Origin of the sequence: Streptomyces sp. NPDC005706 (assembly GCF_040631045.1) — a bacterium.
Taxonomy (GTDB): domain Bacteria; phylum Actinomycetota; class Actinomycetes; order Streptomycetales; family Streptomycetaceae; genus Streptomyces.
Genome location: NZ_JBEXYS010000008.1, coordinates 192,626 through 218,032, shown reverse-complemented (window position 1 = coordinate 218,032; position 25,407 = coordinate 192,626). Strand labels below are relative to the sequence as shown.

Here is a 25,407-nt window from a genome sequence, read left to right as displayed (position 1 = left end):
ATTGTGTCGTACATGACAACACCCGCCGGACAACACCGCGCCATCCCGCCGACCGAGGGACGTGGGCCGTGACCGTACGCAGAAGCCCGTACCGCCATCGCAGGGACGCGGGCGTCCTTTCGGTGCTGCTCCTGGTGCTGGCCGTCGTCCTGAGTCCCACGCCGAGTTCGGCGGCGGCCGGGAACGACTGGTGGACACCCGTGGCACGGCCCGCTCCGGACGCGCGGATCAATGTCACCGGGGAGCCGTTCAAGGGCACCGACGCCCAGGGCCGGGTACGGGGATTCGCCGACGCCCACGACCACCTCTTCGCCAACGAGGCCTTCGGCGGCCGGCTCATCTGCGGCAAGGTGTTCTCCGAGGCCGGGATCGCCGACGCGCTCAAGGACTGCCCCGAGCACTACCCCGACGGCTCGCTCGCCGTCTTCGACTTCATCACCAAGGGCGGCGACGGCAGGCACGACCCGGTCGGCTGGCCGACGTTCAAGGACTGGCCCGCCCATGACTCGCTGACCCACCAGCAGAACTACTACGCGTGGGTGGAGCGCGCCTGGCGCGGCGGTCAGCGCGTGCTCGTCAACGACCTGGTCACCAACGGCGTGATCTGCTCGGTCTACTTCTTCAAGGACCGCGGCTGCGACGAGATGACGTCGATCCGTCTGCAGGCGAAGCTGACGTACGACCTCCAGTCCTACATCGACCGGATGTACGGCGGTCCCGGCAAGGGCTGGTTCCGGATCGTCACCGACAGCGCGCAGGCCCGCGAGGTCGTCGAGCAGGGCAAGCTCGCGGTCGTGCTGGGCGTGGAGACCTCCGAGCCGTTCGGCTGCAAGCAGATCCTGGACGTCCCGCGGTGCGACCGGCACGACATCGACGCGGGCCTGGACGAGCTGTACGCGCTCGGGGTGCGCAGCATGTTCCTCTGCCACAAGTTCGACAACGCGCTGTGCGGGGTGCGCTTCGACTCCGGCGGGCTCGGAACGGCCATCAACGTGGGGCAGTTCCTGTCGACGGGCACGTTCTGGAAGACCGAGAAGTGCGCCGGCCCGCAGCACGACAACCCCATCGGCTCGGCGGCCGCGCCCGGGGCCGAGGCGAAGCTCCCGGCCGGCGTGAGCGTCCCCGCGTACGGCGCGGACGCGCAGTGCAACGTGCGCGGGCTCACCGACCTCGGCGAGTACGCCGTGCGCGGCATGATGAAGCGCAAGATGATGCTGGAGATCGACCACATGAGCGTCAAGGCCGCCGGCCGCGCGCTCGACATCCTGGAGGCCGACTCCTACCCCGGCGTGATCTCCTCGCACAGCTGGATGGACATGAACTGGACCGAGCGGGTCTACGGCCTCGGCGGATTCGTCGCCCAGTACATGAACGGCTCGCAGGGGTTCGTCGCCGAGGCGAACCGCACGAAGGCGCTGCGGGAGAAGTACGGCGTCGGCTACGGCTACGGCACGGACATGAACGGCGTCGGCGGCTGGCCCGGGCCCCGGGGCGCGGACGCCCCGGACAAGGTCGTCTACCCCTTCCGCAGCGTCGACGGCGGCTCCCTCATCGACCGTCAGACCACGGGCGAGCGCACCTGGGACCTGAACACCGACGGAGCCGCGCACTACGGCCTGGTGCCGGACTGGATCGAGGACATCCGGCGGGTGGGCGGCCAGGACACGGTGAACGACCTCTTCCGCGGGGCCGAGTCCTACCTCGGCACCTGGGGAGCGGCCGAACGGCACCAGGCCACGGCCGACCTGGCCGACGGGGCTCCGGCCACCGCCAGTTCGTCCGAGTGGAACCCGTTCACCAGCTATGCGCCGGGCCGGGCGGTGGACGGCCGGCGGGACACCCGGTGGGCCAGTGACTGGAGCGACGGCCAGTGGCTGCGGATCGACCTGGGCTCGGCCCACCTGGTCGGACGGGTCACGCTCGACTGGGAGCGGGCGTACGGCAGGTCGTACCGGATCGAGCTCTCGACGGACGGGGTGGACTGGCGGACCGCCTGGTCGACCACCACCGGCGACGGCGGACTGGACACCGCCCGCTTCACCCCCGCGCCGGCCCGCTACGTCCGCGTCACGGGCACCGGGCGCGGGACCCAGTGGGGCTACTCGCTGTACGAGGTCGGCGTGCACAGCGGCTGACACCGGCGGCCCCGTCCGTCACGAGTGAGCGCTCCCGGACCCCGCCGTCCCGCCCGGCGCACCCGTCGACGCGGGCGGCGGAACCGGACCGGCGGACGACGGGGCGGCCGGGGCCTCGTCGTCCAGTTCACCACGCACCGCCGCGATGGCGAAGGCCACCATGGAGGCGAGAGCGAGCAGGGCGAGCGGCCCCCAGATCACCGGGATCGCCCACATCGGCCAGTCGTTGGCCGACTGCGCCCAGAGCGTCAGGATGGCCGTGACGCCCATGCCGGCACCGTGCCACCGCACCACGGCCGCCGCCCGGGCGTGCCGCCGGTTGCTCCGGGCGAACAGGGACCACACCGCTCCGACGAGCGCCGTCAGACCGAACGAGCCGCAGGCCAGGGCGCCACCGAGCCGGTCCTCGGGCCACCCCACGGGCCCCTCGGACGTCTGCTGCCGCCGTCCCCCGGCGTCCCGCACCTCGACGACACGGCCGTGCCAGATCACCCCGACGACCTTGTCGCCCGGCTCCAGTTCGGACAGCACGGGGTCCGTCTGCCGGAACGTCACCCGCCACGGCTCGCCGGAGGGCGGCGCCAGCCGGGCCTCCGGCGACTCGTTCCTCCTACCGCGGTGCAGTTCGGCCGTGCGGACCGTGAACTTCTGCGGCCACAGGCAGGCCGACGGCTTCACCGGCACGGAGGCGCACTCCGGAGCGGCCCGGTAGGCGCGCTCCCGCTCCAGCGCCCCGCGGATCTCGGAGGCCGACGCCACCCCGACGCCCAGCACCGCCAAGGCGATCAGCAACCACATCACTCCCCGCAGCCCGTCGTGCTCCCCCGGCCTCACCCCGCCTCCTCGCCTTCCCCGCCCTGTTCCGTACGCGCATTCCAGCACGTGGGCGCGGGCCCGCCCAGGGCCGGCACCGGAAGCACCCACGCCAGGGGCCTGCCGGGGCTCGGCAACGAGCGGCGGGCGGGCCGGTCACCGGCGCTCACCCGGAGCGGCGCCATCTTGTGGCGAGGCGGCCCAGCCACTTCAATGCTCCCTACCTCCCCACAGGAGAACACCTGTCCCACACACCCAGTGAAGGGGTTCTTCTTGACCGCCATACGCGCCACCGCCGTCACCGCGGCCACCTGCGCCCTCGTCCTCGCCGCCGCGTTGCCGTCCTCCGCGATCAACTCGTACAACGCCACTCCCGCCCCCGAACGCACCGAGGTCGGCGCCCTCGTGGCCACCTGGGACGACGACGGCGATCCGGCGACCCCGGACCGCGCCGACTGGGTGTGCTCCGGCACCATGATCGACGCGAACACCTTCCTGACCGCCGCGCACTGCACCAGCGACTGGCCGGCCGGGGTCAGGTTCTACGTCTCCCTCGACCAGGACGTCCAGGCCGGGCTCGACGCCGCCGCGAAGCGGTACCCGGGCGACCCGGCCGCCCAGGCGAACGCCGTCGCGGTCGAGGGCACCGCGCACACGCACCCCGGCTACCCCGGTCCGTCGTCCGACCCGCACGACATCGCGGTGATCGAAGTGCCCGCCGCGAAGGCCGCGTCCCGCTGGTCGTCCACCCCGGCCGCCCTCCCGGCAGCGAACCAGCTGGACACCCTCACCTCGAAGGAGCTGGACTCCACCGACTGGGTCGTCGCCGGATACGGCACTCAGGAGGCGTCGCGGGGGCCGGGCGGCCAGACGCACCCGGGCGGCGGGGTCCGCATGAAGGCGCCCGTGAGCTTCAACGCCCTCGACAAGGCCTGGGTCCGCCTCGGCATGACGGCGCCCCAGGGCAACGGCGGTGCCTGCTACGGCGACTCCGGCGGCCCCAACTTCGCGCTGATCGGCGGCAAGAGGATCCTCACCTCCACGACCATCACCGGCGACACCCCGTGCTACGCCACGAACGTCACCTACCGCCTAGACACCCCTGGGGCACGGGCGTTCCTGTCCCCCTTCGTGAAGCTGCCGTAGCCGCCGCGCGACGCCGCTGTCGGCCGGCCGCACGGCGGCTCGCGGCCGAGGCGCGGCACCGCCTGGCCCTCGAGGGCACGCCGTCCGGGGTGGAACCCGGACGGCGCGCCATCAGGACCGGCCTGAGCGGGCCGGGGCTCCGGTTCAGGCCGCCGTCGCCCCGCCGTGGTCCGCGCGGTCGCGGTGGATCGGGGTGTCCGTGCCGGTCAGGGGGACGCCGGTCCCGCCCCGCCGGGAGGCGACGATCTCCGCCACGATCGACAGCGCCGTCTCCTGCGGGGTGCGGGCGCCGAGGTCGAGTCCGATCGGGGACCGCAGCCGGCCCATTTCCCGTGCGCTCACGCCCTCCTCCCGCAGCCGCCGTTCACGGTCCTCGTGGGTGCGGCGCGAGCCGAGCGCGCCGACGAACGCCACCGGCAGCGCCAGCGCCACTTTCAGCAGCGGTACGTCGAACTTGGCGTCGTGGGTGAGGACGCACAGCACCGTACGGGTGTCGGTCTCCGTCCGCCGCAGATAGCGGTGGGGCCAGTCGACGACGACCTCGTCGGCGTCCGGGAAGCGGGCCCGGGTGGCGAAGACGGGCCGGGCGTCGCAGACGGTCACGTGGTAGCCGAGGAACTTGCCGGCCCGGGCCAGGGCGGACGCGAAGTCCACCGCACCGAAGACGATCATGCGCGGCGGCGGCACGTTCGACTCGACCAGCAGGGTGAGGCCGCCGGGGCAGTGGGAGCCGTCCTCGGCGATGTCCACCGTGCCGGTGCGCCCCGCCTCCAGCAGCGCCCCGGCCTCCGCCACCGCCGTCCGGTCCAGTTCCCGGTGACCGCCCAGACCGCCCTCGTGGGTGCCGTCGGGCCGCACCAGCAGGGCGTGGCCGAGGAGCTCGGCCGGACCCCGGACGACCCGGGCGAGAGCGGCCGGCTCACCGCGGGCGGCCGCCGACAGGGCCGTCAGCAACGCCCTGCGGGCGGGCGTCGGCGCGCCCACCGGCGTGATCAGCACGTCGATGGTGCCGCCGCAGGTCAGGCCGACGGCGAAGGCGTCCTCGTCGCTGTAGCCGAACCGCTCCAGGACGCTCTCGCCGGTCTCCAGCGCCTCCTGGCACAGGTCGTACACCGCGCCCTCCACGCACCCCCCGGAGACCGAGCCGATGACGGTGCCCTCACGGTCGACGGCGAGGGCGGCGCCGGGGCCGCGGGGCGCGCTGCCCGCGACGGCCACCACGGTGGCGACGGCGAACTCCCGGCCCTCCTCGATCCAGTGGTTCAGCTCCTCGGCCAGATCAAGCATCCGGCGCTCCTCCGGGGGCCATGAGGACGCGGTCGGGCCGGATGGGCAGGTTGCGGTGGCGGACGCCGGTCGCGTGCCAGACGGCGTTGGCGATGGCGGCCGCGGCGCCCACGATGCCGATCTCGCCGATGCCCTTGATCCCGACCGGGTCGTCGGGATCGGTGTCCTCGATCCAGTCGGCCTCGATGTGCGGGACGTCGGCGTGCGTGGCCACGTGGTAGCCGGCGAGGTCGGCGCCGACGTGGCCGCCGCTGGCGCGGTCCCGGACGGCCTCCTCGTGCAGGGCCATGGAGATGCCCCAGGTCATGCCGCCCAGGAACTGGCCGCGTGCGGTGAGCGGGTTGACGATCCGGCCGGCGGCGAAGATGCCGAGCATGCGGCGCACGCGCACCTCGCCGGTGGCGACGTCCACGGCGACTTCCGCGAACTGGGCTCCGTAGGAGTGCCGTTCGGCGGGTGCGAGGGCGCCGATGGCCGCGGTGGTGTCCGACCGTACGGTGATGCCCTCCGCCGGGATGTCGTCGCTCAGGGCGAGTCGTTCGCGCAGTTCGGCGGCGGCCGTCGTGACCGCCCAGGACCAGGAGCGGGTGCCCATGGAGCCACCGGCGATCATCGCCGGGCCGAAGTCGCTGTCGCCGATGCGGACCCGGACGCGCTCGGGGGCGGCGCCCAGCGCGTCCGCGGCGACGAGGGTGAGCGCGGTGCGGGCCCCGGTGCCGATGTCGGCCGCGGCGATACGGACCGTGAAGGTGCCGTCCGGGTGGGCGGTCGCGGTGGCGGTGGACGGTGCGGCGCCGGCGCCGAAGGAGGCCGCGGCCGTGCCGGTGCCGAGCAGCCAGCGGCCGTCGCGGCGCCGGCCGGGGCGCGGGTCGCGGTCCGCCCAGCCGAACCTGCGGGCGCCCTCCTGGAAGCAGGCGGGCAGGTTGCGGCCGGCGAAGGGCAGCCCGGAGACCGGCCCCCGCTCCGGTTCGTTGCGCAGGCGTAGTTCGATCGGGTCGATCCCGCACTTCTCGGCGAGTTCGTCCAGCGCCGCCTCCAGCGCGAACGAGCCGGGTGCCTCGCCCGGGGCCCGCATCCAGGTCGGGGTCGGCAGGTCGAGCCGTACCACGCGGTTGGCGGTGTGGTGGGCGTCGGCGTCGTACATCACGCGTGCCACGCCGGCGCTGGGTTCGACGAACTCGTGCACGGTGGAGGTGACGCTCACCGAGCGGTGCTCGAGGGCGCGCAGCCGGCCGGTGGCGTCGGCGCCCAGCCTGACGTGCTGCGTGGTGGGGCTGCGGTAGCCGGTCAGCGAGAACATCTGACGTCGGGTCAGCACCACGCGTACGGGGCGTCGCAGGGTGGTCGCCGCCATCACGGCGGCCACCTGGTGGGCGCGGACGCCCTTGCTGCCGAAGCCGCCGCCGACGTGCTCGGAGCGCACCCGCACCGAGGCCGGGTCGAGCGAGAAGAGGTTGGCGAGTTCACCGACGACCCAGGTGGCGCCCTGGTTGGAGTCGACCACCTCGAGCCGGCCGCCGTCCCAGCGGGCGGTCGCGGCGTGCGGCTCCATCATGCTGTGGTGCTCTTCGGGAGTGGTGTACTCGGCGTCCACGACATGGGAGGACGCGGCGAGTTCGGCTTCGAGGTCGCCCTTCTCCGTCACCGCCGGCATGAAGCCGTCCACCGGGTAGGCATCGGGGTGCTCGCCGTCGAAGTCGACGTCGTGGGGCTCTTGTTCGTAGTGCACGACGAGCGACTCGGCGGCCTCCCTGGCCTGTTCCGACGTCTCGGCGACGACCAGCGCCACCGGCCAGCCCAGGTGCGGCACCCGGTCGTGCTGGAAGACGGCGCAGGTGGGGTCCGGGGGCGTGCCCAGCATTCCGACGTAGTCGGTATTGACGCGCGGGGCGTTGCGGTGGTCCAGGACGGCGACGACGCCCGGCATGTCCAGCACGGCGTCGGTGTCGAGGGCGCTGACGCGGCCGCGGGCGACCGTGGAGAGCACCAGCCAGCCGTGCGCCAGGCCCGCGAAGGGGATCTCTCCCGAGTAGCGGGCGGCTCCGGTGACCTTGTCCCTGCCTTCGACGCGGGTGTGCGCGGTGCCGACGGAGGCCGCCCGCGCGGGGGTGCCGGTCGTGACGGTGGTCATCGGGCGGCCTCCTCGGCGAGTTCGGTCAGGACGGCCACCACGAGGTTGCGCATCAGGGTCACCTTGTATCCGTTGTGGGGCAGCGGCCGGGCCGCCGTCAGTTCGGCGTCCGCGGCGGCGGCGAAGGTCTCGGCGCCGGCGGGCGCACCGGTCAGGACGCGTTCGGCCGCGTGGGCGCGCCAGGGGCGGGAGGCGACCGCGCCCAGGGCCAGGCGTGCGTCCCGCACGACTCCGTCCCGGATGTCGAGCGCGGCGGCGACCGAGCCGATGGCGAAGGCGTACGAGGCCCGCTCGCGCACCTTGCGGTAGCGGGAGTGGGAGGCGACCGGCGCGGGCGGCAGCGAGACACCGGTGATCAGGGCGCCGGGCGGCAGAGCGGTCTCGTGGTGCGGGGTGTCACCCACGGGCAGGTAGAACTCGGTGAGCGGCGACTCGCCCGGTCCGTCCGCTGTTTCGAAGTGGACGACGGCGTCGAGCGCGGTGAGCGCGACACCCATGTCGGAGGGGTGCACGGCGACGCAAGTGTCGGACGCCCCGAGGATGGCGTGGTTGTGGTGCTCGCCCTTGACGGCGGGGCAACCGCTGCCGGGGGCACGCTTGTTGCAGGGCTTGGTGATGTCGGTGAAGTAGCCGCACCGGGTGCGCTGCAGCAGGTTCCCGCCGACGGTGGCCATGTTGCGCAGCTGCCCGGACGCCCCGGCGAGCACCGCCTGCGCGAGCACCGGGTAGCGGCGCCGGATCTCGGGGTGGGCGGCCAGGTCGCCGTTGGTGACGGTCGCGCCGATCCGCAGGCCGCCGTCGTCGGCCGACTCGATCTCGTCCAGCGGCAGTTCGCGGATGTCCACGAGCCGGGCCGGCCGCTCCACACCGGTCTTCATCAGGTCGACGAGGTTGGTGCCGCCGCCGAGGAAGCGCGCGTCCGGGTCGGCGCCGAGCACCGCGACGGCACCGGCCACGTCGGACACCCTCTGATAACCGAACTCCCTCATGCCACAACCTCCTTCGTACCCGCGGCGGGGGCGGCGGGAGCGGCGGTGTCCGGGTCGGTCCCGGCCGCACGGGCCACCGCCCGGACGATCGAGACGTAGGCGCCGCAGCGGCACAGGTTGCCGCTCATCCGCTCCCGGATCTCCTCGGCGGTCAGGGGCGGCGGTCCCGAGTCGGGACTGATGTCGCCGGTGACGGCGCTGGGCCAGCCCGCCGCGTGTTCCTGGATCACCCCGATCGCCGAGCAGATCTGACCCGGTGTGCAGTAGCCGCACTGGAAGCCGTCCAGGTCGAGGAAGGCCTGCTGCACGGGATGGAGCTGATCGCCGTCGGCCAGGCCTTCGACGGTGGTGATCTCGCGGCCCTCGGCCGCCACGGCCAGCTGCAGGCAGGCCACGGTCCGGCGCCCGTCCACCAGGACGGTGCAGGCACCGCACTGGCCCTGGTCGCAGCCCTTCTTGGTGCCGGTGAGATCGAGGCGCTCGCGCAGGGCGTCGAGCAGGGTGGTGCGGTGGTCGACGGGCAGTGTGTACTTCTCGCCGTTGATCTTCAAGGTGATGACACTGGACGTCGATGAGGCCATGAGCAGCTTCTTTCGCATTTCCAGGAAGATGGGGGGTGATCCGGCGACGAAGTGCCGGACGGTGCGGAGAGTGCGTGGTGCGGGCCGTTGCCGCGGGTGGGCGAAGCGAGGTGCGGTGCGCTTGAACCGAAAGGACGGACGCGGACTGCCGCGAGTTCGCCGCCCCGGCTATCGTGGACGTGACAACCGGACAGCTGTCCGCTACCTGGAAAACCTAACGGACAGCTGTCCGGTTAGCAAGGGCGAGGTTCGGCCACGGACCTGCGAGGAGGACGAGTGCCATCGCGAGACGACTCACCCCGGCGCTCGGACGCGCAGCGCAACCGTGAGCGCATCCTGGAGGTGGCCCTCGGGGAGCTGACGCGCTGCGCGGACGCCCCGCTGAGCGCGATCGCCAAGAAGGCCGGTGTCGGGCAGGGCACGTTCTACCGGAACTTCCCCAATCGCGAGGCGCTCGTCCTTGAGATCTACCGGCACGAGATACAGCAGGTCGCCGACAGCGCGGCGCAACTGCTGCGGACCCGGCCGCCCGAGGAGGCCCTGCGCGCCTGGATGGACCGGCTGGCCGAGTTCGCCATGACCAAGGCCGGTCTGGCCGACGCGATCCGCCAGGTCACCGGCGCGCCGGGCAGCCCGGCGAAGCCGACGCACACCCCGGTGACCTCCGCGGCCGAGCTGCTGCTGCGCGCCAACGAGGAGGCCGGCACGATCCGTCCCGGCGTCACGGCGGACGACTTCGTTCTGGCCATCGCGGGCCTCTGGCAGCTCGACCCGCACGACGACTGGCGGTCACGCGCCGCCCGGCTCCTCGACCTCGTCATGGACGGCCTGCGCACCGGAGCGCCCGGAGCGCGGGGTCGGTAGGGGCGCGGGGACGGCAGGGGCCGCGCGACCACGACCGGACCGCAGAGACGGCGGGCGTTGCGCGACCCCGCCCCGAGCGCACCGCGCCTCCGGCCGCTGCGCGGAGATCACTCGCCGGTACCGTGACGCGGTAGCCCAGGTGGACGACCCGCTCGGCCGGCCGGCGGCTCCGGCGATCCCGGGCGGCCGGACGCGGGCGGGCCGCCCCGATCCGCGTCCGGGAGGTCACCGCCCATGTCCGAGTCCGCCACCGCCACCGCCACTACAGCCGTGGCCGAGCCCCGTACCGCTCCGGTCCTCGCCGAGGTCGTCCGTTCCGGATTCGTCGAGGGGCGGCACCGGGGCAGCCTGGTGCTGCTCGCGGCGGACGGCACGGTGGAGCTGGCGCTCGGTGACGTGACGTCCCCCGTCCTCCCACGCTCCGCCAACAAGCCGATGCAGGCGGCGGGCATGCTGCGGGCGGGACTGCGGCTCGCGGGCGAGCGGCTGGCCCTGGCGGCGGGCAGCCACTCGGGCGAGGCCTTCCACCGCGACCTGGTGCGCACGATGCTCGACGAGCACGGGCTGAGCCCCGAGGACCTGCGGTGCCCGCCCGCCCTCCCCCTGGACCAGGAGGAGCAGGAGAGGTACCTCGCGGCGGGCGCCCGGCGTGATCCGGTGGCCATGAACTGCTCCGGCAAGCACACGGCGATGCTCGCGGCGTCCGCGTTGCGCGAGTGGCCGCTGGAGTCCTACCTCGACCCCGGGCACCCGCTGCAGCGGCTCATCCGGACGGCGGTCGAGGAGGCGGCCGGGGAGCGGGTGGCGGCGGTCGGCACGGACGGCTGCGGGGCACCGCTCATGGCGATCAGCCTGACCGGCCTCGCCCGCGCCTTCCGCTCCTACGTCCTCGCCGAGCCCGGCACGCCCGAGCGACGGGTCGCCGACGCCATGCGCGCCCATCCCGAGTACGTCGCCGGCACCCGCCGGCACGACACGTGGCTGATGCGGGAACTGCCGGGCACGCTGGCGAAGGTGGGCGCGGAAGCGGTCCAGGGACTCGCACTGCCCGACGGACGCGCCCTGGCCCTCAAGATCGAGGACGGCGGCGGCCGGGCCCTGGGACCGGTTCTGGCCCGCGCCCTGCGCCTGGCCGGTGTCACGGCACCCGTGATCGACCGCGTGGGCCGCGCGCCCCTGCTGGGCGGCGGCCGGGAGGTGGGAGAGGTACTGCCGGTCTTCTGAGGCCGAGCGCCGGGGCCCCGGCCGCCGACCCGCGGCGCCCGCCGTACCAGCCGGTCGGACGCCGGGCGCCGCCCGTCAGGCGCCGGCCGTCACGGCCTTCAACTGCTCCAGCGAATCCCGCAGCAGCCGCGACATGTCGCGCTCCTCGGCCGGCGCGATCCAGCGCTCGAAGCCGACCTTGAAGACGGCGATCCCCGCCTCCGCCGCCAGGCTCGCGGCCGGCTCGGCGACACCGCGGTCGCGCAGGGCGCCGGCGAGGGCGGCCGACATGGAGGCGAGTTTGATCAACTCACGTTCCCGGAGTTCCGGGTTCGCCACGATCACGGCCTGCCGCCGCATCGCGTGCTCGCGCCGGCCGGTGAAGGCGCCGGCGAGCACGTCGAGGGCCGCCGCCAGCACGTCGACCGGCGCCGCCGCCGCGGGCGCCCCGGCGACCGCCCGCACCATCAGCTCCTCCAGCTCACCCGAGCCGGCGAACAGCACCTCGCGCTTGTCGGCGTAGTGCCGGAAGAAGGTGCGCTCGGTGAGCCCGGCCCGCTTGGCGATCTCCGCCACGGTGGTCTGTTCGAACCCGTGCTCGCTGTACAGCTCCAGCGCCGCCTTCGCCAGGCGCTCCCGCCCGTTCGGCTCCCATCTGCCCATGGTCGGGATCCTACGCGATGACAGTGACTGACATCAGTGCTAACGTCGATGTCAGTCACTGACATCAACAGGTCTGGGGTTCTCCCATGCGCATTTTCGTGACCGGCGCTTCCGGCTGGATCGGTTCCGCCGTCGTTCCCGAACTCATCGACGCGGGCCACGGCGTCGTCGGGCTCGCCCGCTCCGACGCCTCGGCCGCCGCGCTGGAGGCGGCCGGCGCGGAGGTCGTCCGCGGCACCGTCGACGATCTCGGTGTGCTGCGTGACGCGGCCGCCGCCTCGGACGGGGTGATTCACCTGGCCTTCAAGCACGACATCGCCTTCAGCGGCGACTTCCAGGGGGCCGCAGAGGCCGATCGGCGCGCGGTCGACACCATCGGTGAGGCGCTCGCCGGCAGCGGGCGGCCGTTCGTCATCGCCTCGGGGGTGGCCGGACTGGCGCCGGGACGGGTGGCGACCGAGCGGGACATGCCCGTGGACGACGGGTCCCCGGTCTCGACCCGGATGGCCACAGCACAGGCGGTCCTCGGCCTCGCCGCGCGCGGCGTTCGCTCCAGCGTGGTCCGGCTCTCCCCCACCTGCCACGGCGACGGCGACCACGGCTTCGTGGCCACCCTGGTCGGCATCGCCCGCGCCAAGGGGGTCTCCGGATACATCGGGGACGGCGCCAACCGCTGGCCCGCCGTCCACCGCCTCGACGCCGCGCGGCTGTTCCGCCTGGCGGTCGAGGCGGCGCCGGCGGGATCGGTGCTGCACGGCGTCGCGGAGGAGGGTGTCGCCATCCGGGACGTCGCCGAGGTGATCGGCCGCCATCTGGGCGTGCCCGTGACCTCCGTGGCACCGGAGGCGGCGGCCGGGCACTTCACCTGGCTGGGCGGCTTCCTCGGCCTCGACGCCCCGGCGTCGAACACCCTCACCCGCGAACTGCTCGGCTGGGAACCGGTCGAGCCCGGACTCCTCGCCGACCTCGGCAAGGGCCACTACTTCGACACGCAGGCCCCCACCGCCTGACGGTGAAGGGGCCGTCCGGGCTCACGGCCGGCCGAGGCAATCCCGGCACCGGTGAAGGGACTTCCGGCCGGCGGCGGGACCCCCGGCCGGTGCCCGGCCTCAGTTCGCCGTGGACGAGGCCCGGCGCGGCAGCTTCCAGCCGGGGCGCGGGAAGTGACAGGTGTAGCCGTTCGGATAGCGCTCCAGGTAGTCCTGGTGCTCGGGCTCGGCCTCCCAGAAGTCACCGACGGGCTCGACCTCGGTGACGACCTTCCCCGGCCACAGTCCGCTCGCCTCGACGTCGGCGATCGTGTCCACGGCGACGCGGTGCTGCTCCTCGTCCGCGTAGTAGATCGCGGACCGGTAGCTGCGCCCGATGTCGTTGCCCTGGCGGTCCCGCGTGGTCGGGTCGTGGATCTGGAAGAAGAACTCCAGGATGTCGCGGTAGCTCGTGGCCGCGGGATCGAAGAGGATCTCGATGGCCTCGGCGTGGTCGCCGTGATCGCGGTAGGTGGCGTTCGGCGTGTCACCGCCGGAGTAGCCGACGCGCGTGGACACGACGCCGGGCTGCTTGCGGATCAGGTCCTGCATGCCCCAGAAACAACCGCCGGCCAGTACGGCTCGCTGGGTTCCCACTGTCATCGGTCGCTCCCTCGCCCTGCTGCTTCTACGTTCGTCCACCCTAAGGTCACGCACGGTCGGGATATTCCCCGGCCCGTGCCCGATGCCGGGTCCTCGACGATCAGGAGGACGAGGGCGGCCGACGACCGGCGTCCGCGCCCCTCACCTCGTCCGGGGTGCGCACCGCGACCGCCGCCGCCGTACACGCCCGGGCCGGCGTCGGCCGCGTGGTGCCGGGAGCTTCGTCGGCCGTGCGCGCCCGGACGGCGCACCGACACCGCCGTTCGGCGGTACGTCCCGCTTCCCGCCAGGTGTGTCGATTGACAGCCTCGGCACCGTGGCGGACGCTCGCCGCATGCCGAGTGAGACCGCTCCCGCCGGACGGCCGGCGACTCCGACCCGGGCCTTCGGCACCCCGTGCGAGGCCGGCTCGGCCGAGCGGTGGGAGGCCCGGCCGTGACCGGTGTGCCGCCGCCCGGCCGGGCGGCCGGCGACGGCCACTACGGAGAGACGCTCTTCGAGCCGGGGCATCCGCGGGAGGCCGAGCGCATCGACGCCGCCGCCCTGGCGTACGACCCTGTCACCACCGGGCGGCTCCGGGCGCTCGGCGTGGGCCCCGGAGCCCGCTGCCTGGACGTCGGGGCCGGGACCGGCACGGTGACGCGCTGGCTGCTGGAGGAGGCCGGAGCGGCGGAGGTCGTCGCGCTGGACCGGGACACCAGCGGTCTGAGCGCCCTGACGGATACTCGGCTGCGCGTGCTCACCGCCGACCTCACGGACGGGAGTCTCCGGCCCGGCGCCTTCGACCTGATCCACGCCCGGTTCGTGCTCATGCACCTGCCCGGGCGGCGCGGGATCATCTCGCGGCTCGCGGGATGGCTGAAACCCGGAGGCCGGCTGGTGCTCGCCGATGCGGTGGAGGTACCGGATCCGCTGGACACCTCGTCGGCCTACCGCCGGGTCATGGACGCCATGTGGCAGGCGCTGAGATCGACGATCGGCACCGACACCTCGTCCGTCCCGGCGTACCCGCGCTTCCTGCGGGAGGAGGGCCTGTGCGACGTCGCGGCGGAGCTCTTCTGCCCACCGATGGTCGCGGGCAGCCCCCTCGCCCTCTTCTGGTCCGAGACGTGGAGCCGGATACGGCCCGATCTGGAGGCCACCGGCCGGGTGGACGGCGCCGTCATCGACGAGGCACTGGACTACCTGGCCTCGCCCCGGTTCGCCGAACTGGGCCCGGGCATGGTGATGGCCTGGGGGCGGCGGCCCTGAGAACGCGGAACGGCCGGTGACGGGTCGCCACCGGCCGTTCCAGCGTCAGCGTTCAGCGTCTGCGGGACCAGGTGGAGCCGATGCCCGCCACGTGCAGCGCCAGCAGGGTCAGGCCCAGCAGCATGACGTTGACCGAGGAGAACGTGTCGTTGGTGCTGAGGTCCGCCGCGTTGATCAGGAATGAGATGAAGAACAGTACTGCCGCGCCTATGCCGAGCATGGGTGGATTCCTCTCCTGGAAGGTTCCTTCCCTGCCCCGTCTGCCCCCTGAACGCCGGGGCAGGCACACGGAACCGACCGTTCCTCGCCCGTACGGGCCCGGCCCGGTCCACCCGCCGTCGATGCGGTGGATGGACCGGGCCGGGGACGGTCACGGCGGCGACCCCGGGTGCGGCCACGGCGGTTCGCGGGGAGGCGACGGCCGCCGTGGCCCCGAGGTCAGGCGCAGCCCGCCACGACCGCCCGGGAGGCGTCGTCGATCAGCGCGTCCTGGGCCGCCTTCACGCGCCGCACGTCGGGCTTGGTCACCTTGCGGTCGTACGTCACAAGGCCGTTGAGCTCGCCCTCGACGTCCGAGATCTGCGTGTAGACGGCACCGTTGCCGCCCTTGCAGGCCAGCGCGTGCACCTCGCCGAGCTTCTTCAGGTAGTCGTCGGTGTAGGTGCTGGGGTCGACGTCCACGTAGGACTGCTGCACCGACCAGGCGTGGCCCGGCACCGCGAGGCCGAGACCGCCGTACTCGCCCGCGACCACGGCGCGTCGCCCGTCCGGACGCGGTGGCAGGGCGGGGCTCGGATAGCCGTGCTCGTCCATGATGTCGCCGGCTCCGCCGTCCGCGCCCAGGTTGAGGCCGGACATGTTGTTCACCAGGCGGGTGGGGTCCCAGGCCTTGGCCTGGGAGGCGACGCGGCCGATGTCGTACTGGCCCCAGCCCTCGTTGAAGACCACCCACATGACGACCGACGGGCTGCTGATGTGCTCGTCGATCATCTGCTTCATCTCCCGCTCGTACTCCGCGCGGGCGGTGGTCGACGGGTTCACCCCGGCCGTCATGGCCGGCATGTCCTGCCATACCAGCAGACCGAGCCGGTCGGCCCAGTAGAACCAGCGGTCGGGTTCGACCTTGATGTGCTTGCGGACGGAGTTGAAGCCCATCCGCTTGTGCATCTTCAGGTCGTAGGCCAGGGCCTCGTCGCTGGGCGCGGTGTGCAGGCCGTCGGGCCAGAAGCCCTGGTCGAGGGTGGCCATCATGAAGACCGGCTTGCCGTTGAGGACCGTGCGCGGCACGCCGTTCACCTTCTCCACGGCGATGGAGCGCATCCCGAAGTAGCTGCCCACCCGGTCGTCGCCGACCTTCACCTTGAGGTCGTAGAGGAACGGATCGTCCGGCGACCACAGACGGGCCTTCGGGATCTTCAGGGTGAGGGGCCCGCCGGTGCTGCCGGTGGCCGTGGCCACCCGGCGCTTGCCGTCGTACGCGGTCGCGGTGACCGGTACGCCGTCACGCACGCCCTGCGGCTCGACGGTGAGCGTGCCGGTGTCGACGTGCGGAGTCAGCTTGAGCTGGTCGGCGTGGTCGGCGGCGACGGGTTCCAGCCACACGGTCTGCCAGATACCGGAGGACGGGGTGTACCAGATGCCGCTCGGGTCCAGGCGCTGCTTGCCCATCGGCGGGTTCTCGCCGCCGGAGGCGTCCGTCGGGTCGTAGACGCCGACGATCAGCTCCTGGGTGCGGCCGGGCTTGAGGGCGTCGGTGATGTCGGCGCTGAACTTGTCGTAGCCGCCCTTGTGTTCGGCGACCTTGGTGCCGTTGACGTAGACCTCGGCCTGCCAGTCGACGGCGCCGAAGTTCAGCTGGAGCCGCTTCTCGTCGCCGACCTTCCAGCCGACCGGGACGGTGAAGGTGCGCCGGTACCACATGCGGTCCTCGTGCCGTTCGACGCCCGAGAGCTGGGACTCGACGGGGTACGGAACCAGGATCCGCTCACCCAGGGTGCGGCCCACCGGCGGCTGCTCCCCCGCCTTGGCCGCGGCGAACTGCCAGCTGCCGTTGAGGTTCTGCCACGCGTCGCGGGTCAACTGCGGTCTGGGGTACTCGCGGTGGGCGTTGGCCGGGGTGACGTCGTCGGCCCACTTGGTGCGCAGTTCGTAGGTGGAGTGGTTGCTGCCACTGCTCCAGAACGCGCTGACAACGTTGCCGTCCTCGCTGCTGAGTCCGCCTTCGCCGTCGTAGCGGACGTCCGCCAGGCCGGGCGCGGTGCCGGCCTTGTCGCCGACGACGGGTTCCTTCAGGGAGACCAGCAGGGATCTGGGGTCGGCGGGGTCCAGCCGGGCGCTGCCGAGCGGCCAGGTGGCGCCGCCGATGACGGCGTCGAGGTGGCTGGTCAGGGCCGCGGTGGGCTTGGCCAGCGTCTGGGCGAAGTCGAGCCGCAGGGTACGGCCGTCCTTGAGGACGGTGGTGGCGATGGCGCCGTCGTAGGCGTATCCCTCGGGCAGCAGGAACGCCGACTGCGGTACGGCGGTCTTGGTGCCGCCCGGCGGCGTCCAGCGCAGGTGGAGGTTGGAGCCTCCGTAGTGCTCGAAGTACTCGACCTTGATGTCGTACGCCTTGCCGGCGGTCAACTCGACCGGGGCGCCGCTCTGTTCACGGTCCCAGTCGTCGACCCAGTGGTCGATGACGAGTTTGCCGTCGACCCAGAGTCGGAATCCGTTGTCGCCGATGATCGAGAAGGTGGTGGCGCCGGTCTTCTCGGGCACGATCCGGCCGGTCCAGCGGACGCTGACGTCGTCCGACCGGCCGGTGGCCGAGTTCAGGCGGGACTCCAGGGAGTCGAAGTCGAGTTTCGGGTCGAACCCGGTGGCCTTGAGCTGGTCGAAGTCGAAGGCTCCGGGGGCCGACTGGGTGTAGTACTCGCCCTTGAGGCCGTGGACCTCGGCGGGGTCGTCCGCCGCGGCGACGCTGGGTGCCGCGGTCAGTCCGGCCACGCCGAGGGCGGCCGCCAGGAGGAGTGACAGTCGATGTCGGAGTGATCTGGTGCGCACGAATCTCCCTATGGCTGAGGAAGGGTGGCGGCTCTCTGCTTCAGTCTGTACAACGTTGGAAGCACGGCAGTTGGCATGAGAGCACGGCTCCCGGCCGCTGTCCAGAGTCATGACATGGCTCCGCCCTTCGGAGCACCCATCGATGCCGAGGAGATCCCCTTGCGGGTCAGCCTGAAGGACGTGGCCGAGCGGGCCGGCGTCTCGATCAAGACCGTGTCCAACGTCGTGAACAACTATCCGCACGTCACACCGGCGATGCGGTCCCGGGTGCAGCAGGCCATCGACGAGCTCGGCTACCGGCCGAACCTGACCGCACGGCACCTGCGCAAGGGCCGCACGGGCATCATCGCGCTGGCCGTGCCGGAGCTGGGCAACCCGTACTTCGCCGAACTGGCGGGCGCCGTGGTCGACGCGGCGGCGGAACACGATTTCACCGTGCTGCTGGACCACACCCGCGGCAGGCGCGAGCAGGAGGTGCTGGTCAGCCAGGGCTTCCGGGCCCGGGTGATCGACGGGCTCATCCTCAGCCCGCTGGAGCTGGAGGCCGAGGACCTGCAGGGGCGGTCCGACGACGTTCCGCTGGTGCTGCTCGGCGAGCGCGAGTACGACGCCCCGCACGACCACATCGCCATCGACAACGTGGCCGCCGCCCGGGCCGCGGTACGCCATCTGCTGGGCCGGGGCCGCACCCGGATCGCCTACCTGGGCGCCCGCACGGACTCCGCGAACCGCCCGGCCCACCTGCGACTCGTGGGCTGGCGCGAGGAGTTGGCGGCGGCCGGGGTGCCGGCGCCGGACGACCTGGTGGTCCCGGTCGGCGGCTGGGACCGGGACGACGGCGCCCGGGCCATGGCCGAGCTGCTCGACTCGGGCGTGCGGCCGGACGCGGTGTTCGCGCTGAACGACCTGATCGCGATCGGTGCGATGCGGGTGCTGCACGAGCGGGGCCTGCGGGTGCCGTGGGACGTCGCCGTGGTGGGCTTCGACGACATCGCCGAAAGCCGTTTCGGCGCGGTGTCGCTCACCACGATCGCGCCGGACAAGCAGGCCATCGCGCGCATGGCGGTGGGCTCGCTGCTGCGCAGTCTGTCGGGGCGCGAGGAGCCCGGCGGACGCGAACTCGTCGCCGAGTTCCGGCTGGTGGAGCGGGAGAGCACGCTCGGTCGGCGGTGAGGCGGAACGGCGGGCGTCTGACCGGGATTTCGGACGGGAGGGTTTACAGCGCTCTTCCAACGATGTAAAAACCTCCCCTGAACGACGTGCACGCCGAGTTGACCGCAAGCCGTCCTACCCCCCGTGAGCGCCAACGGCGCGCCGGGGCCACGCCGTTTGGGGACTCCCATGAAGCCCACAGCACCACTGCGCCGCACCTGCACGCGGACCCTCATCGCCGCCGGACTCGTCACGAGCCTGGCCCTCATGACCGGATGCGCCAAGTCGGAGGACGACTCCGGCGGCGACAAGGCCGCCTCGCAGGACAAGGACGCCGGCCAGGTCGTCGCCTCGCCGAGCGGCGGTTCAGGGCCGGCCTGCGCCATCGACGCCTACGGCGGCAAGAAACTGGACCTGAAGTCCGCCACCGTCGGGTTCTCCCAGTCCGAGAAGGAGGCCAACCCCTTCCGGATCGCGGAGACCGCCTCCATCAAGGCGGAGGCCCAGAAGCGGGGCGTCAAACTGCTCACCGCCAACGCCCAGTCGCAGTTCTCCAAGCAGATCAGCGACGTCCAGGACCTCATCGCCAAGGGCGCCGACCTCCTGGTCATCGCGCCGCTCAACTCGGACGGCTGGGAGCCCGTGCTGCGCACGGCGGCCGCCAAGCACATCCCGATCGTCACGGTCGACCGCAAGATCAACGCCACCGCCTGCAAGGACTACGTGAGCTTCATCGGCTCCGACTTCGTCGAGCAGGGCAAGCGGGCGGCCGACCAGATGATCGCGGCGACCGGCGGCAAGGGCGAGATCGCCATCCTGCTCGGCGCGGCCGGAAACAACGTCACCACCGAACGCACCAAGGGCTTCGAGGACCGCGTCAAGGAGAAGGCCCCGGGTCTGAAGATCGTGTTCCGGCAGACCGCCGAGTTCGCCCGGGAGAAGGGCCAGTCGGTCACCGAGAACCTGATCCAGTCCAAGCCGGGGATCAAGGGCATCTACGCCGAGAACGACGAAATGGGCCTCGGCGCGGTCAACGCCCTCAAGAGCGCTGGCAAGAAGCCCGGTGACGTGAAGGTCGTGACCATCGACGGCACCCGCAACGCCGTGCAGGGCATCGTGGACGGCTGGATCTCCGGTGTGATCGAGTCCAACCCGCGCTTCGGGCCGCTGGCCTTCCAGACCCTGGACAGCTTCACCCAGGGCCAGAAGGTCGCCCAGGACATCGTCATCCAGGACAGCTCCTACACCGAGGCCAACGCCAAGTCCGACCTGGGCAAGGCCTTCTGAGATGCTGACGGTCACCGGACTGTGCAAGACCTTCCCCGGCGTACGGGCGTTGTCCGAGGTGGACTTCACCGCCCGCGCCGGGGAGGTGCACGCCCTGGTGGGCGAGAACGGCGCGGGCAAGTCCACCCTGATCAAGGTGCTCACCGGCGTGTACCAGCCCGACGCCGGCGAGATGTCCCACGACGGCTCCCCGGTCCGCTTCGCCACGCCGCTCCAGGCGCAGCAGGCGGGGATCTCCACCATCTACCAGGAGGTCAACCTCGTCCCGCTGATGAGCGTGGCCCGCAACCTGTTCCTCGGCCGCGAGCCACGCGGCCGGCTGGGCCTGATCGACTTCCGCCGGATGCACCGGGAGGCGGAGGACACCCTGCGCGGGATGGGCGTCCGGGTCGACGTCCGCCGCCCGCTGCGTGAACTGGGCGTCGGCGCACAGCAGATGGTCGCGCTGGCACGCGCGGTGGCGATCGACGCCCGGGTCGTGATCATGGACGAGCCGACCTCCTCGCTGGAACCCCGCGAAGTGCGCACGCTGTTCGGGGTGATCCGCGCCCTGCGGGAGCGGGGCATCGCGGTGATCTACGTCAGTCATCGCATGGACGAGCTGTACGAGATCTGCGACGCGGTCACCGTGCTGCGGGACGGCCGGGTGGTGCACACCGGCCGGCTCGCCGAGCTGGACCGGCTGCGGCTGGTCGCCCTCATGCTCGGGCGGGAGATCGGCGAGGTGCGCGAGGAGGGGCTCACCAAGTTCTCCGGCTCCCACGACGCCGCGGCCCGACCTGTGCTGGAAGCAGAGGGGTTGACCATCCGTCATCAGCTGGACGGCGTCTCGGTGTCCCTGCGTCCGGGCGAGGTGGTCGGGCTGGGCGGGCTGCTCGGTTCGGGACGCAGCGAGACCGCGAAGGCCATCGCGGGCGCCCTGCCCGTCGACGGCGGGAGGGTCGTGGTGGCCGGTGAGCCGGTGCGCGGCGGCTCCACCGCGGCGGCGATCCGGGCCGGCATCAGCCTGCTCCCGGAGGACCGCAAGAGCGAGGGCATCGTGCCGGGCCTGTCGGTGCGGGAGAACATCGCGCTCGCCGCGCTGCCGGGGCTGTCCCGGTTCGGCCTGGTCGACGACGCCCGCGTCGACCGGATCGTCGACACCTTCATGAAGCGGCTGCGCATCAAGGCGGCCGGCCCGCACCAGAAGGTGGGCGAACTGTCCGGCGGCAATCAGCAGAAGGTGCTGCTCGCCCGGTGGCTCGCCCTGCACCCCAAGGTGCTGCTGCTGGACGAGCCGACCCGCGGCATCGACGTGGGTGCCAAGGCGGAGGTGCAGGCACTCGTCGACGAACTGGCCGACGACGGCCTGGCGGTGCTGCTGATCTCCTCCGACACCGAGGAACTGATCGAGGGCAGCGACCGCGTGATCGTCCTCAAGGACGGGGCGGTGGTGCGCGAGCTGACCGGCGACGCCGTCACCGAGGACGAGCTGATGCGCGCGATCGCCGCCGTACCGGCCGGAGGCCACGATGACTGAACTGAGCCTTGCCCGGGGCACGGTGGACCGGGACCGGGCGCTGCGCCTGCTCCAGGACTACGGCGTGTACGGCGGTGTGGTGGTCCTGCTGCTGTTCAACTTCGTCTTCACCCCGCACTTCGCCTCCGCGGCGAACTTCCGCACCCAGGCCGTGCAGGTCGCGCCCGTGCTGATCGTGGCCCTCGGCATGGCGCTCGCCATCGGCACGGAGGGCGTCGACCTGTCGGTGGGCTCGGTGATGGCGCTGTCCACCTCACTGCTGTCGCTGTACCTCGGTTACGGGCCGTGGATCGCCACGCTGATCGCGGTCGTCGGCGGCGTGCTCGCCGGCCTCGCGAGCGGGGCGCTGGTCGCCTTCGTCGGTGTGCAGCCGATCGTCGCCACGCTCGCGCTGATGGTCGCCGCCCGCGGGCTCGCCCTGGTGCTCCTCCCCCAGCTCAAGGACGTCCACGACCCGGGCCTGGCGTCCCTCGGCTCCGGGGACGTGCTGGGCGTCCCCCATCTGGTGCTGATCGCGGCGGCGCTGGCGCTGCTCGTGGCGTTCGTCGTACGGCGCTCCACGTTCGGCCGGCAGCTGCTGGCCATCGGCGACAGCCGGCCGGCCGCCCGTCTCGCGGGACTGCCGGTGCGCCGGGTGCTGGTCGTGGTCTACGTGTGCTCCGGCGCGCTGGCCGCGATCGCGGGCGTGCTGGCGACCGCCCGGCTCGCCGCCAGCGACCCGACCTCGCTGGGCACCCTGATGGAACTGTCCGCCATCACCGCGGTGGTGGTCGGCGGCACCCCGCTCAGCGGCGGCCGGGTCCGCATCGGCGGCACGGTCGCGGGCGCCGTACTGATCCAACTGCTCACCACCACGCTCATCAAGCACGACCTGCCCCCGTCGTGGACGCAGATCGCGCAGGCCGTGGTGATCGTCGGTGCCGTGTACGCGGCACGCGAACGGGGGAAGCGATGACCACGGACGCCGGGGAAGCCACCATGCGGAAGGACGCCCCCACCCCCCACGCGGGCGACGAGCCGCCGGGCGCGAGCCGCTCGGAGCGGCTCAGCGCGCTCGCCCAGCAACACGGAGCGCTGGTCACCCTGGTGCTCGCGATGGTCGTCGCCTCGCTGAGCTTCGACACCTTCCTGACCGGTGACAACCTGGAGAACATGGCGCTGTCGTCGGCGTTCCTCGCCGTCGTGGCGCTCGGCATGACCTTCGTGATCGTCACCGGCGGCATCGATCTGTCGGTGGGCTCGCTGTTCGCCCTCGGCGGGGTGCTCGCCGCACGGGGTTCGCAGTACGGGACCTTGGTGGCGCTGCTGCTGCCGCTCGTGGTGTGCGGGCTCGTCGGCCTGCTCAACGGGCTGCTGATCGCGCGTTCGGGGCTGGCCCCGTTCATCGTGACCCTGGCCTCCATGCTCGGTGCGCGCGGTGTCCTGCTGGCGCTGACCGACGAGGGTTCGCGGACGTATCTCGTGGACAAGGGCGCGTTCTTCACCCGGCTCGGGCAGGGTTCGCTGCTCGGCGTCGGCGTGCCGGTGTGGATCACGCTGGCGCTGTTCGTGCTGGGCGCGGTGGTGCTGCGGCGCACGCGCTTCGGTCAGTACGTGTACGCGGTCGGTGGCAACGAGGACGCGGCGGCGCTGATGGGCGCGCCGGTGGCCCGCACCAAGGTCGCCGTCTACACGCTGTCCGGGCTGTGCGCGGGCCTCGCGGGTGCGCTGAACGCGGCGTGGCTGCTGTCGGGGGTGACGATCCTCGGTTCCGGTATGGAGCTTGAGGCGATCTCGGCGGTGGTCATCGGCGGCACCCTGCTGACCGGCGGGTTCGGGTTCATCAGCGGCTCGCTCGTCGGCGTGGCGCTGCTGAAGGTCATCCAGAACGTCATCAACCAGATCGGCTCCCTGGACTCGGCCTACCAGCAGGTGGTCAGCGGCGCCTTCCTGGCGGTGGTCGTCATCGCCCAGACCTGGCTGGGACGCCGGCGCCGGGTGCTGTGAACCAGCCGGCCCGACGCCACTCGCGGCTCCGCGGGTCTCCCGGTACGTCGGACCCTGCCGGTCTCCCGACGCGTCGGGCTGCCGGATCCCCCGTAGGCCCGCGCGCCCGTGAACACCGACCGGGCCCGCGGGTCCACGGGTCACGTCGTCGGGCTCGCGCGCGTCCGTGAGCGAGGGCGGGGCGTGTGTCCGTGGCCGACACCGGACTCGGTGCGCGACCCGTGGGAGACAACCGGGTTCACACCCCCCAGGGAGGCCCGGCCGCTTGGCGTGTCCGAGTGACAACCGGGTTCACACACCCGGGGGCTCGCGGCCCCGGCGCACGCCCCGCGGGTGACAACAGGCTCACAGATGCCCGTGGGTGACGCCGGTGCTCGGCCGCGTCCATGGGTGATTCCGGCGCTCGGCCGCGCTGTTGAGTGACGCCGGTGCTCGGACACGCCTGTAGGTGACGAACGGTGGCAAGCCCCCGAAGTGGCGTCAGGCCCCGATGACCCGGATATCGCCCGCCGCGCGGGCGCCCAGCCGTCCCACCGCGGCTCCCCTCAGCCTCCGGTGCTCTCCCGGACGATCACCCGGTGACCCGCGACCCGGTCCTCGGGGGAGCCGGACTCCGGGTCGTCGATGCGGTCCAGCAGGAGGGACACGGCGCTGCGGGCGATCTCCTCCTTGTCGGGGGCGACGGTCGTCAGGGAGGGGACGCTGAAGCGGGACGCCTCGATGTCGTCGAAGCCCATGACGTCGAGGTCACCGGGCACCGACCGGCCCGCCTCGTGCAGAGCGCGCAGCGCGCCCAGCGCCAGGTGGTCGTTGAGGCAGAGCAGGGCGTCCGGCGGTGCGGGCCGGTCCAGCAGCGCGATGGCCGCGCGGGCGCCGTCCTGCCAGTGGTACGCCCGCACCGGCACCACGAGGTCCTCCGCGAAGGGCAGCCCGGCGGCGGCCAGCGCCTCGCGGTGGCCGTCGGTGCGCAGCCGGTCGGTACCCTGCCGGCCGCGGACCGAGCCGCCGATCACCGCGATGCGCCGGCGCCCGCGGGAGAGCAGGTGCTCGGTGGCCTCGCGGGCGGCGCCGACGTTGTCGATGCCCACGTGGTCGGTGGTGCCGGCCGCGGAGCGCTCGCCGAGCAGGACGACGGGCAGCCGCCGGTCACGGGTGGCGAGGTCGCGCGGCAGCAGGGACAGCGGGCTGAGGACGACGCCGTCGGAGAACTGCGCGTCGAAGCCGTGCAGCGCGGCGAGTTCACGCTCCCGCGCTCCCCCGGTCTGGTGCAGCAGCACGGTGCGGCCGCGGCGGTCCGCCTCGGCCGTCACGTGTTTGGCCAGCTCGGAGAAGTAGGCGACGTCCAGCTCCGGGACGGCCAGCGTGATCATCCCGGTACGGCCCTGGCGGAGCTGGCGTCCCGCGATGTTGACCCGGTAGCCCAGGGCGTCGATGGCCTCCTGCACGGCGGTCCTGGTCCGGTCCGAGACGTGCTCGAAGTTGTTGATCACGTTGGAGACGGTCTTGGGTGAGACCCCGGCGTACTCCGCCACGTCCTTGATCCTCGGTCTGGCTGCCACGCCGATCATCCTCCCGCCTGCCGTGGATCATACCGATGGGCACGACCACGGTCCGAGCCGATCCGGGCGGACGGTCCCGGTCCCGTCCTCTTCCGTCCCAGGTATTTACATCGATGTAAATCTCATGGTGCCATGTGCTCGCACCAGCACGGCACCCCGGACGCCAAG

At 72.6% G+C, this 25,407-nt stretch carries 21 protein-coding genes; 11 read left to right on the top strand and 10 right to left on the bottom strand.

What is annotated here, in order from left to right:
* Positions 1-68: 68 nt before the first annotated feature.
* Positions 69-2,135: a discoidin domain-containing protein gene (locus ABZ478_RS17285; protein WP_359549979.1), complete on the top strand. Its 2,067-nt coding sequence runs from the start codon at positions 69-71 to the stop codon at positions 2,133-2,135.
* An 18-nt stretch (positions 2,136-2,153) separates the two neighbouring features.
* Here the strand turns inward: ABZ478_RS17285 and ABZ478_RS17280 are convergent, their stop codons facing one another.
* Complete coding sequence (locus ABZ478_RS17280) at positions 2,154-2,969, bottom strand: hypothetical protein (RefSeq protein ID WP_359549977.1); 816 nt, start codon at positions 2,967-2,969, stop codon at positions 2,154-2,156.
* Positions 2,970-3,221: 252 nt separating this feature from the next.
* Between ABZ478_RS17280 and ABZ478_RS17275 the strand changes: the two genes are divergently transcribed.
* Positions 3,222-4,094 carry a trypsin-like serine protease gene (locus ABZ478_RS17275; RefSeq protein ID WP_359549974.1) on the top strand — a complete coding sequence of 291 codons (873 nt, stop codon included), beginning with the start codon at positions 3,222-3,224 and terminating at the stop codon, positions 4,092-4,094.
* A gap of 144 nt (positions 4,095-4,238) precedes the next feature.
* Here ABZ478_RS17275 and ABZ478_RS17270 read toward each other — a convergent pair whose 3' ends face one another.
* From ABZ478_RS17270 to ABZ478_RS17255, 4 genes are read right to left on the bottom strand one after another with little or no spacing between them, the layout of a single operon-like run.
* Positions 4,239-5,381, bottom strand: a complete 1,143-nt coding sequence (locus ABZ478_RS17270) for an XdhC/CoxI family protein (protein ID WP_359549973.1) — start codon at positions 5,379-5,381, stop codon at positions 4,239-4,241.
* Entirely contained in the window at positions 5,374-7,512 is a 2,139-nt protein-coding gene (locus ABZ478_RS17265; RefSeq protein ID WP_359549971.1) for a xanthine dehydrogenase family protein molybdopterin-binding subunit, read from the bottom strand. Before ABZ478_RS17265 ends, ABZ478_RS17270 begins: the two co-directional genes overlap by 8 nt.
* Complete coding sequence (locus tag ABZ478_RS17260; RefSeq protein WP_359549968.1) at positions 7,509-8,501, bottom strand: xanthine dehydrogenase family protein subunit M; 993 nt, start codon at positions 8,499-8,501, stop codon at positions 7,509-7,511. The genes ABZ478_RS17265 and ABZ478_RS17260 overlap by 4 nt, the downstream gene beginning before the upstream one ends.
* A complete protein-coding gene (locus ABZ478_RS17255; RefSeq protein WP_359550037.1) occupies positions 8,498-9,082 on the bottom strand; it encodes a 2Fe-2S iron-sulfur cluster-binding protein in 585 nt (194 codons plus the stop codon). The genes ABZ478_RS17260 and ABZ478_RS17255 overlap by 4 nt, the downstream gene beginning before the upstream one ends.
* Before the next feature lie 276 nt (positions 9,083-9,358).
* Here ABZ478_RS17255 and ABZ478_RS17250 point away from each other — a divergent pair, with 276 nt between their 5' ends.
* Both ABZ478_RS17250 and ABZ478_RS17245 read left to right on the top strand, forming a co-directional pair.
* Positions 9,359-9,946, top strand: a complete 588-nt coding sequence (locus tag ABZ478_RS17250) for a TetR/AcrR family transcriptional regulator (RefSeq protein WP_359549966.1) — start codon at positions 9,359-9,361, stop codon at positions 9,944-9,946.
* A gap of 234 nt (positions 9,947-10,180) precedes the next feature.
* Positions 10,181-11,170, top strand: coding sequence for an asparaginase (locus tag ABZ478_RS17245; RefSeq protein WP_359549963.1), 990 nt, complete (start codon positions 10,181-10,183; stop codon positions 11,168-11,170).
* A gap of 75 nt (positions 11,171-11,245) precedes the next feature.
* Here the strand turns inward: ABZ478_RS17245 and ABZ478_RS17240 are convergent, their stop codons facing one another.
* Positions 11,246-11,812: a helix-turn-helix domain-containing protein gene (locus ABZ478_RS17240; protein WP_359549962.1), complete on the bottom strand. Its 567-nt coding sequence runs from the start codon at positions 11,810-11,812 to the stop codon at positions 11,246-11,248.
* Between the two features lie 86 nt (positions 11,813-11,898).
* Here ABZ478_RS17240 and ABZ478_RS17235 point away from each other — a divergent pair, with 86 nt between their 5' ends.
* The gene (locus tag ABZ478_RS17235; protein WP_359549958.1) at positions 11,899-12,822 is read left to right on the top strand and encodes an SDR family oxidoreductase; all 924 of its coding nucleotides are present in this window, start codon (positions 11,899-11,901) and stop codon (positions 12,820-12,822) included.
* A gap of 99 nt (positions 12,823-12,921) precedes the next feature.
* Here the strand turns inward: ABZ478_RS17235 and msrA are convergent, their stop codons facing one another.
* Complete coding sequence (gene msrA, locus ABZ478_RS17230; RefSeq protein ID WP_199213184.1) at positions 12,922-13,443, bottom strand: peptide-methionine (S)-S-oxide reductase MsrA; 522 nt, start codon at positions 13,441-13,443, stop codon at positions 12,922-12,924.
* A 435-nt stretch (positions 13,444-13,878) separates the two neighbouring features.
* On the opposite strand from msrA, the gene ABZ478_RS17225 reads away from it, so the two are divergent.
* Positions 13,879-14,694, top strand: a complete 816-nt coding sequence (locus ABZ478_RS17225) for a class I SAM-dependent methyltransferase (protein WP_359549955.1) — start codon at positions 13,879-13,881, stop codon at positions 14,692-14,694.
* Between the two features lie 52 nt (positions 14,695-14,746).
* Here ABZ478_RS17225 and ABZ478_RS17220 read toward each other — a convergent pair whose 3' ends face one another.
* Positions 14,747-14,914 carry a hypothetical protein gene (locus tag ABZ478_RS17220; protein ID WP_358934114.1) on the bottom strand — a complete coding sequence of 56 codons (168 nt, stop codon included), beginning with the start codon at positions 14,912-14,914 and terminating at the stop codon, positions 14,747-14,749.
* 218 nt (positions 14,915-15,132) lie between these two features.
* A complete protein-coding gene (locus ABZ478_RS17215) occupies positions 15,133-17,736 on the bottom strand; it encodes a PA14 domain-containing protein (protein WP_359549953.1) in 2,604 nt (867 codons plus the stop codon).
* Positions 17,737-17,895: 159 nt separating this feature from the next.
* Here ABZ478_RS17215 and ABZ478_RS17210 point away from each other — a divergent pair, with 159 nt between their 5' ends.
* The 5 genes from ABZ478_RS17210 (at position 17,896) to ABZ478_RS17190 (ending at position 23,680) form a co-directional block, all read left to right on the top strand.
* Positions 17,896-18,909, top strand: coding sequence for a LacI family DNA-binding transcriptional regulator (locus tag ABZ478_RS17210; protein WP_359550035.1), 1,014 nt, complete (start codon positions 17,896-17,898; stop codon positions 18,907-18,909).
* Between the two features lie 168 nt (positions 18,910-19,077).
* Complete coding sequence (locus ABZ478_RS17205) at positions 19,078-20,175, top strand: ABC transporter substrate-binding protein (protein ID WP_359549952.1); 1,098 nt, start codon at positions 19,078-19,080, stop codon at positions 20,173-20,175.
* A gap of 1 nt (position 20,176) precedes the next feature.
* Entirely contained in the window at positions 20,177-21,694 is a 1,518-nt protein-coding gene (locus ABZ478_RS17200; RefSeq protein WP_359549950.1) for a sugar ABC transporter ATP-binding protein, read from the top strand.
* On the top strand, positions 21,687-22,649 hold the full coding sequence (locus ABZ478_RS17195; RefSeq protein ID WP_359549948.1) for an ABC transporter permease: 963 nt from the start codon (positions 21,687-21,689) through the stop codon (positions 22,647-22,649). Before ABZ478_RS17200 ends, ABZ478_RS17195 begins: the two co-directional genes overlap by 8 nt.
* A gap of 23 nt (positions 22,650-22,672) precedes the next feature.
* On the top strand, positions 22,673-23,680 hold the full coding sequence (locus ABZ478_RS17190) for an ABC transporter permease (protein WP_359550033.1): 1,008 nt from the start codon (positions 22,673-22,675) through the stop codon (positions 23,678-23,680).
* Between the two features lie 545 nt (positions 23,681-24,225).
* On the opposite strand, the gene ABZ478_RS17185 is transcribed toward ABZ478_RS17190, so the two are convergent.
* Entirely contained in the window at positions 24,226-25,248 is a 1,023-nt protein-coding gene (locus tag ABZ478_RS17185; protein ID WP_359549946.1) for a LacI family DNA-binding transcriptional regulator, read from the bottom strand.
* Positions 25,249-25,407 lie beyond the last annotated feature (159 nt).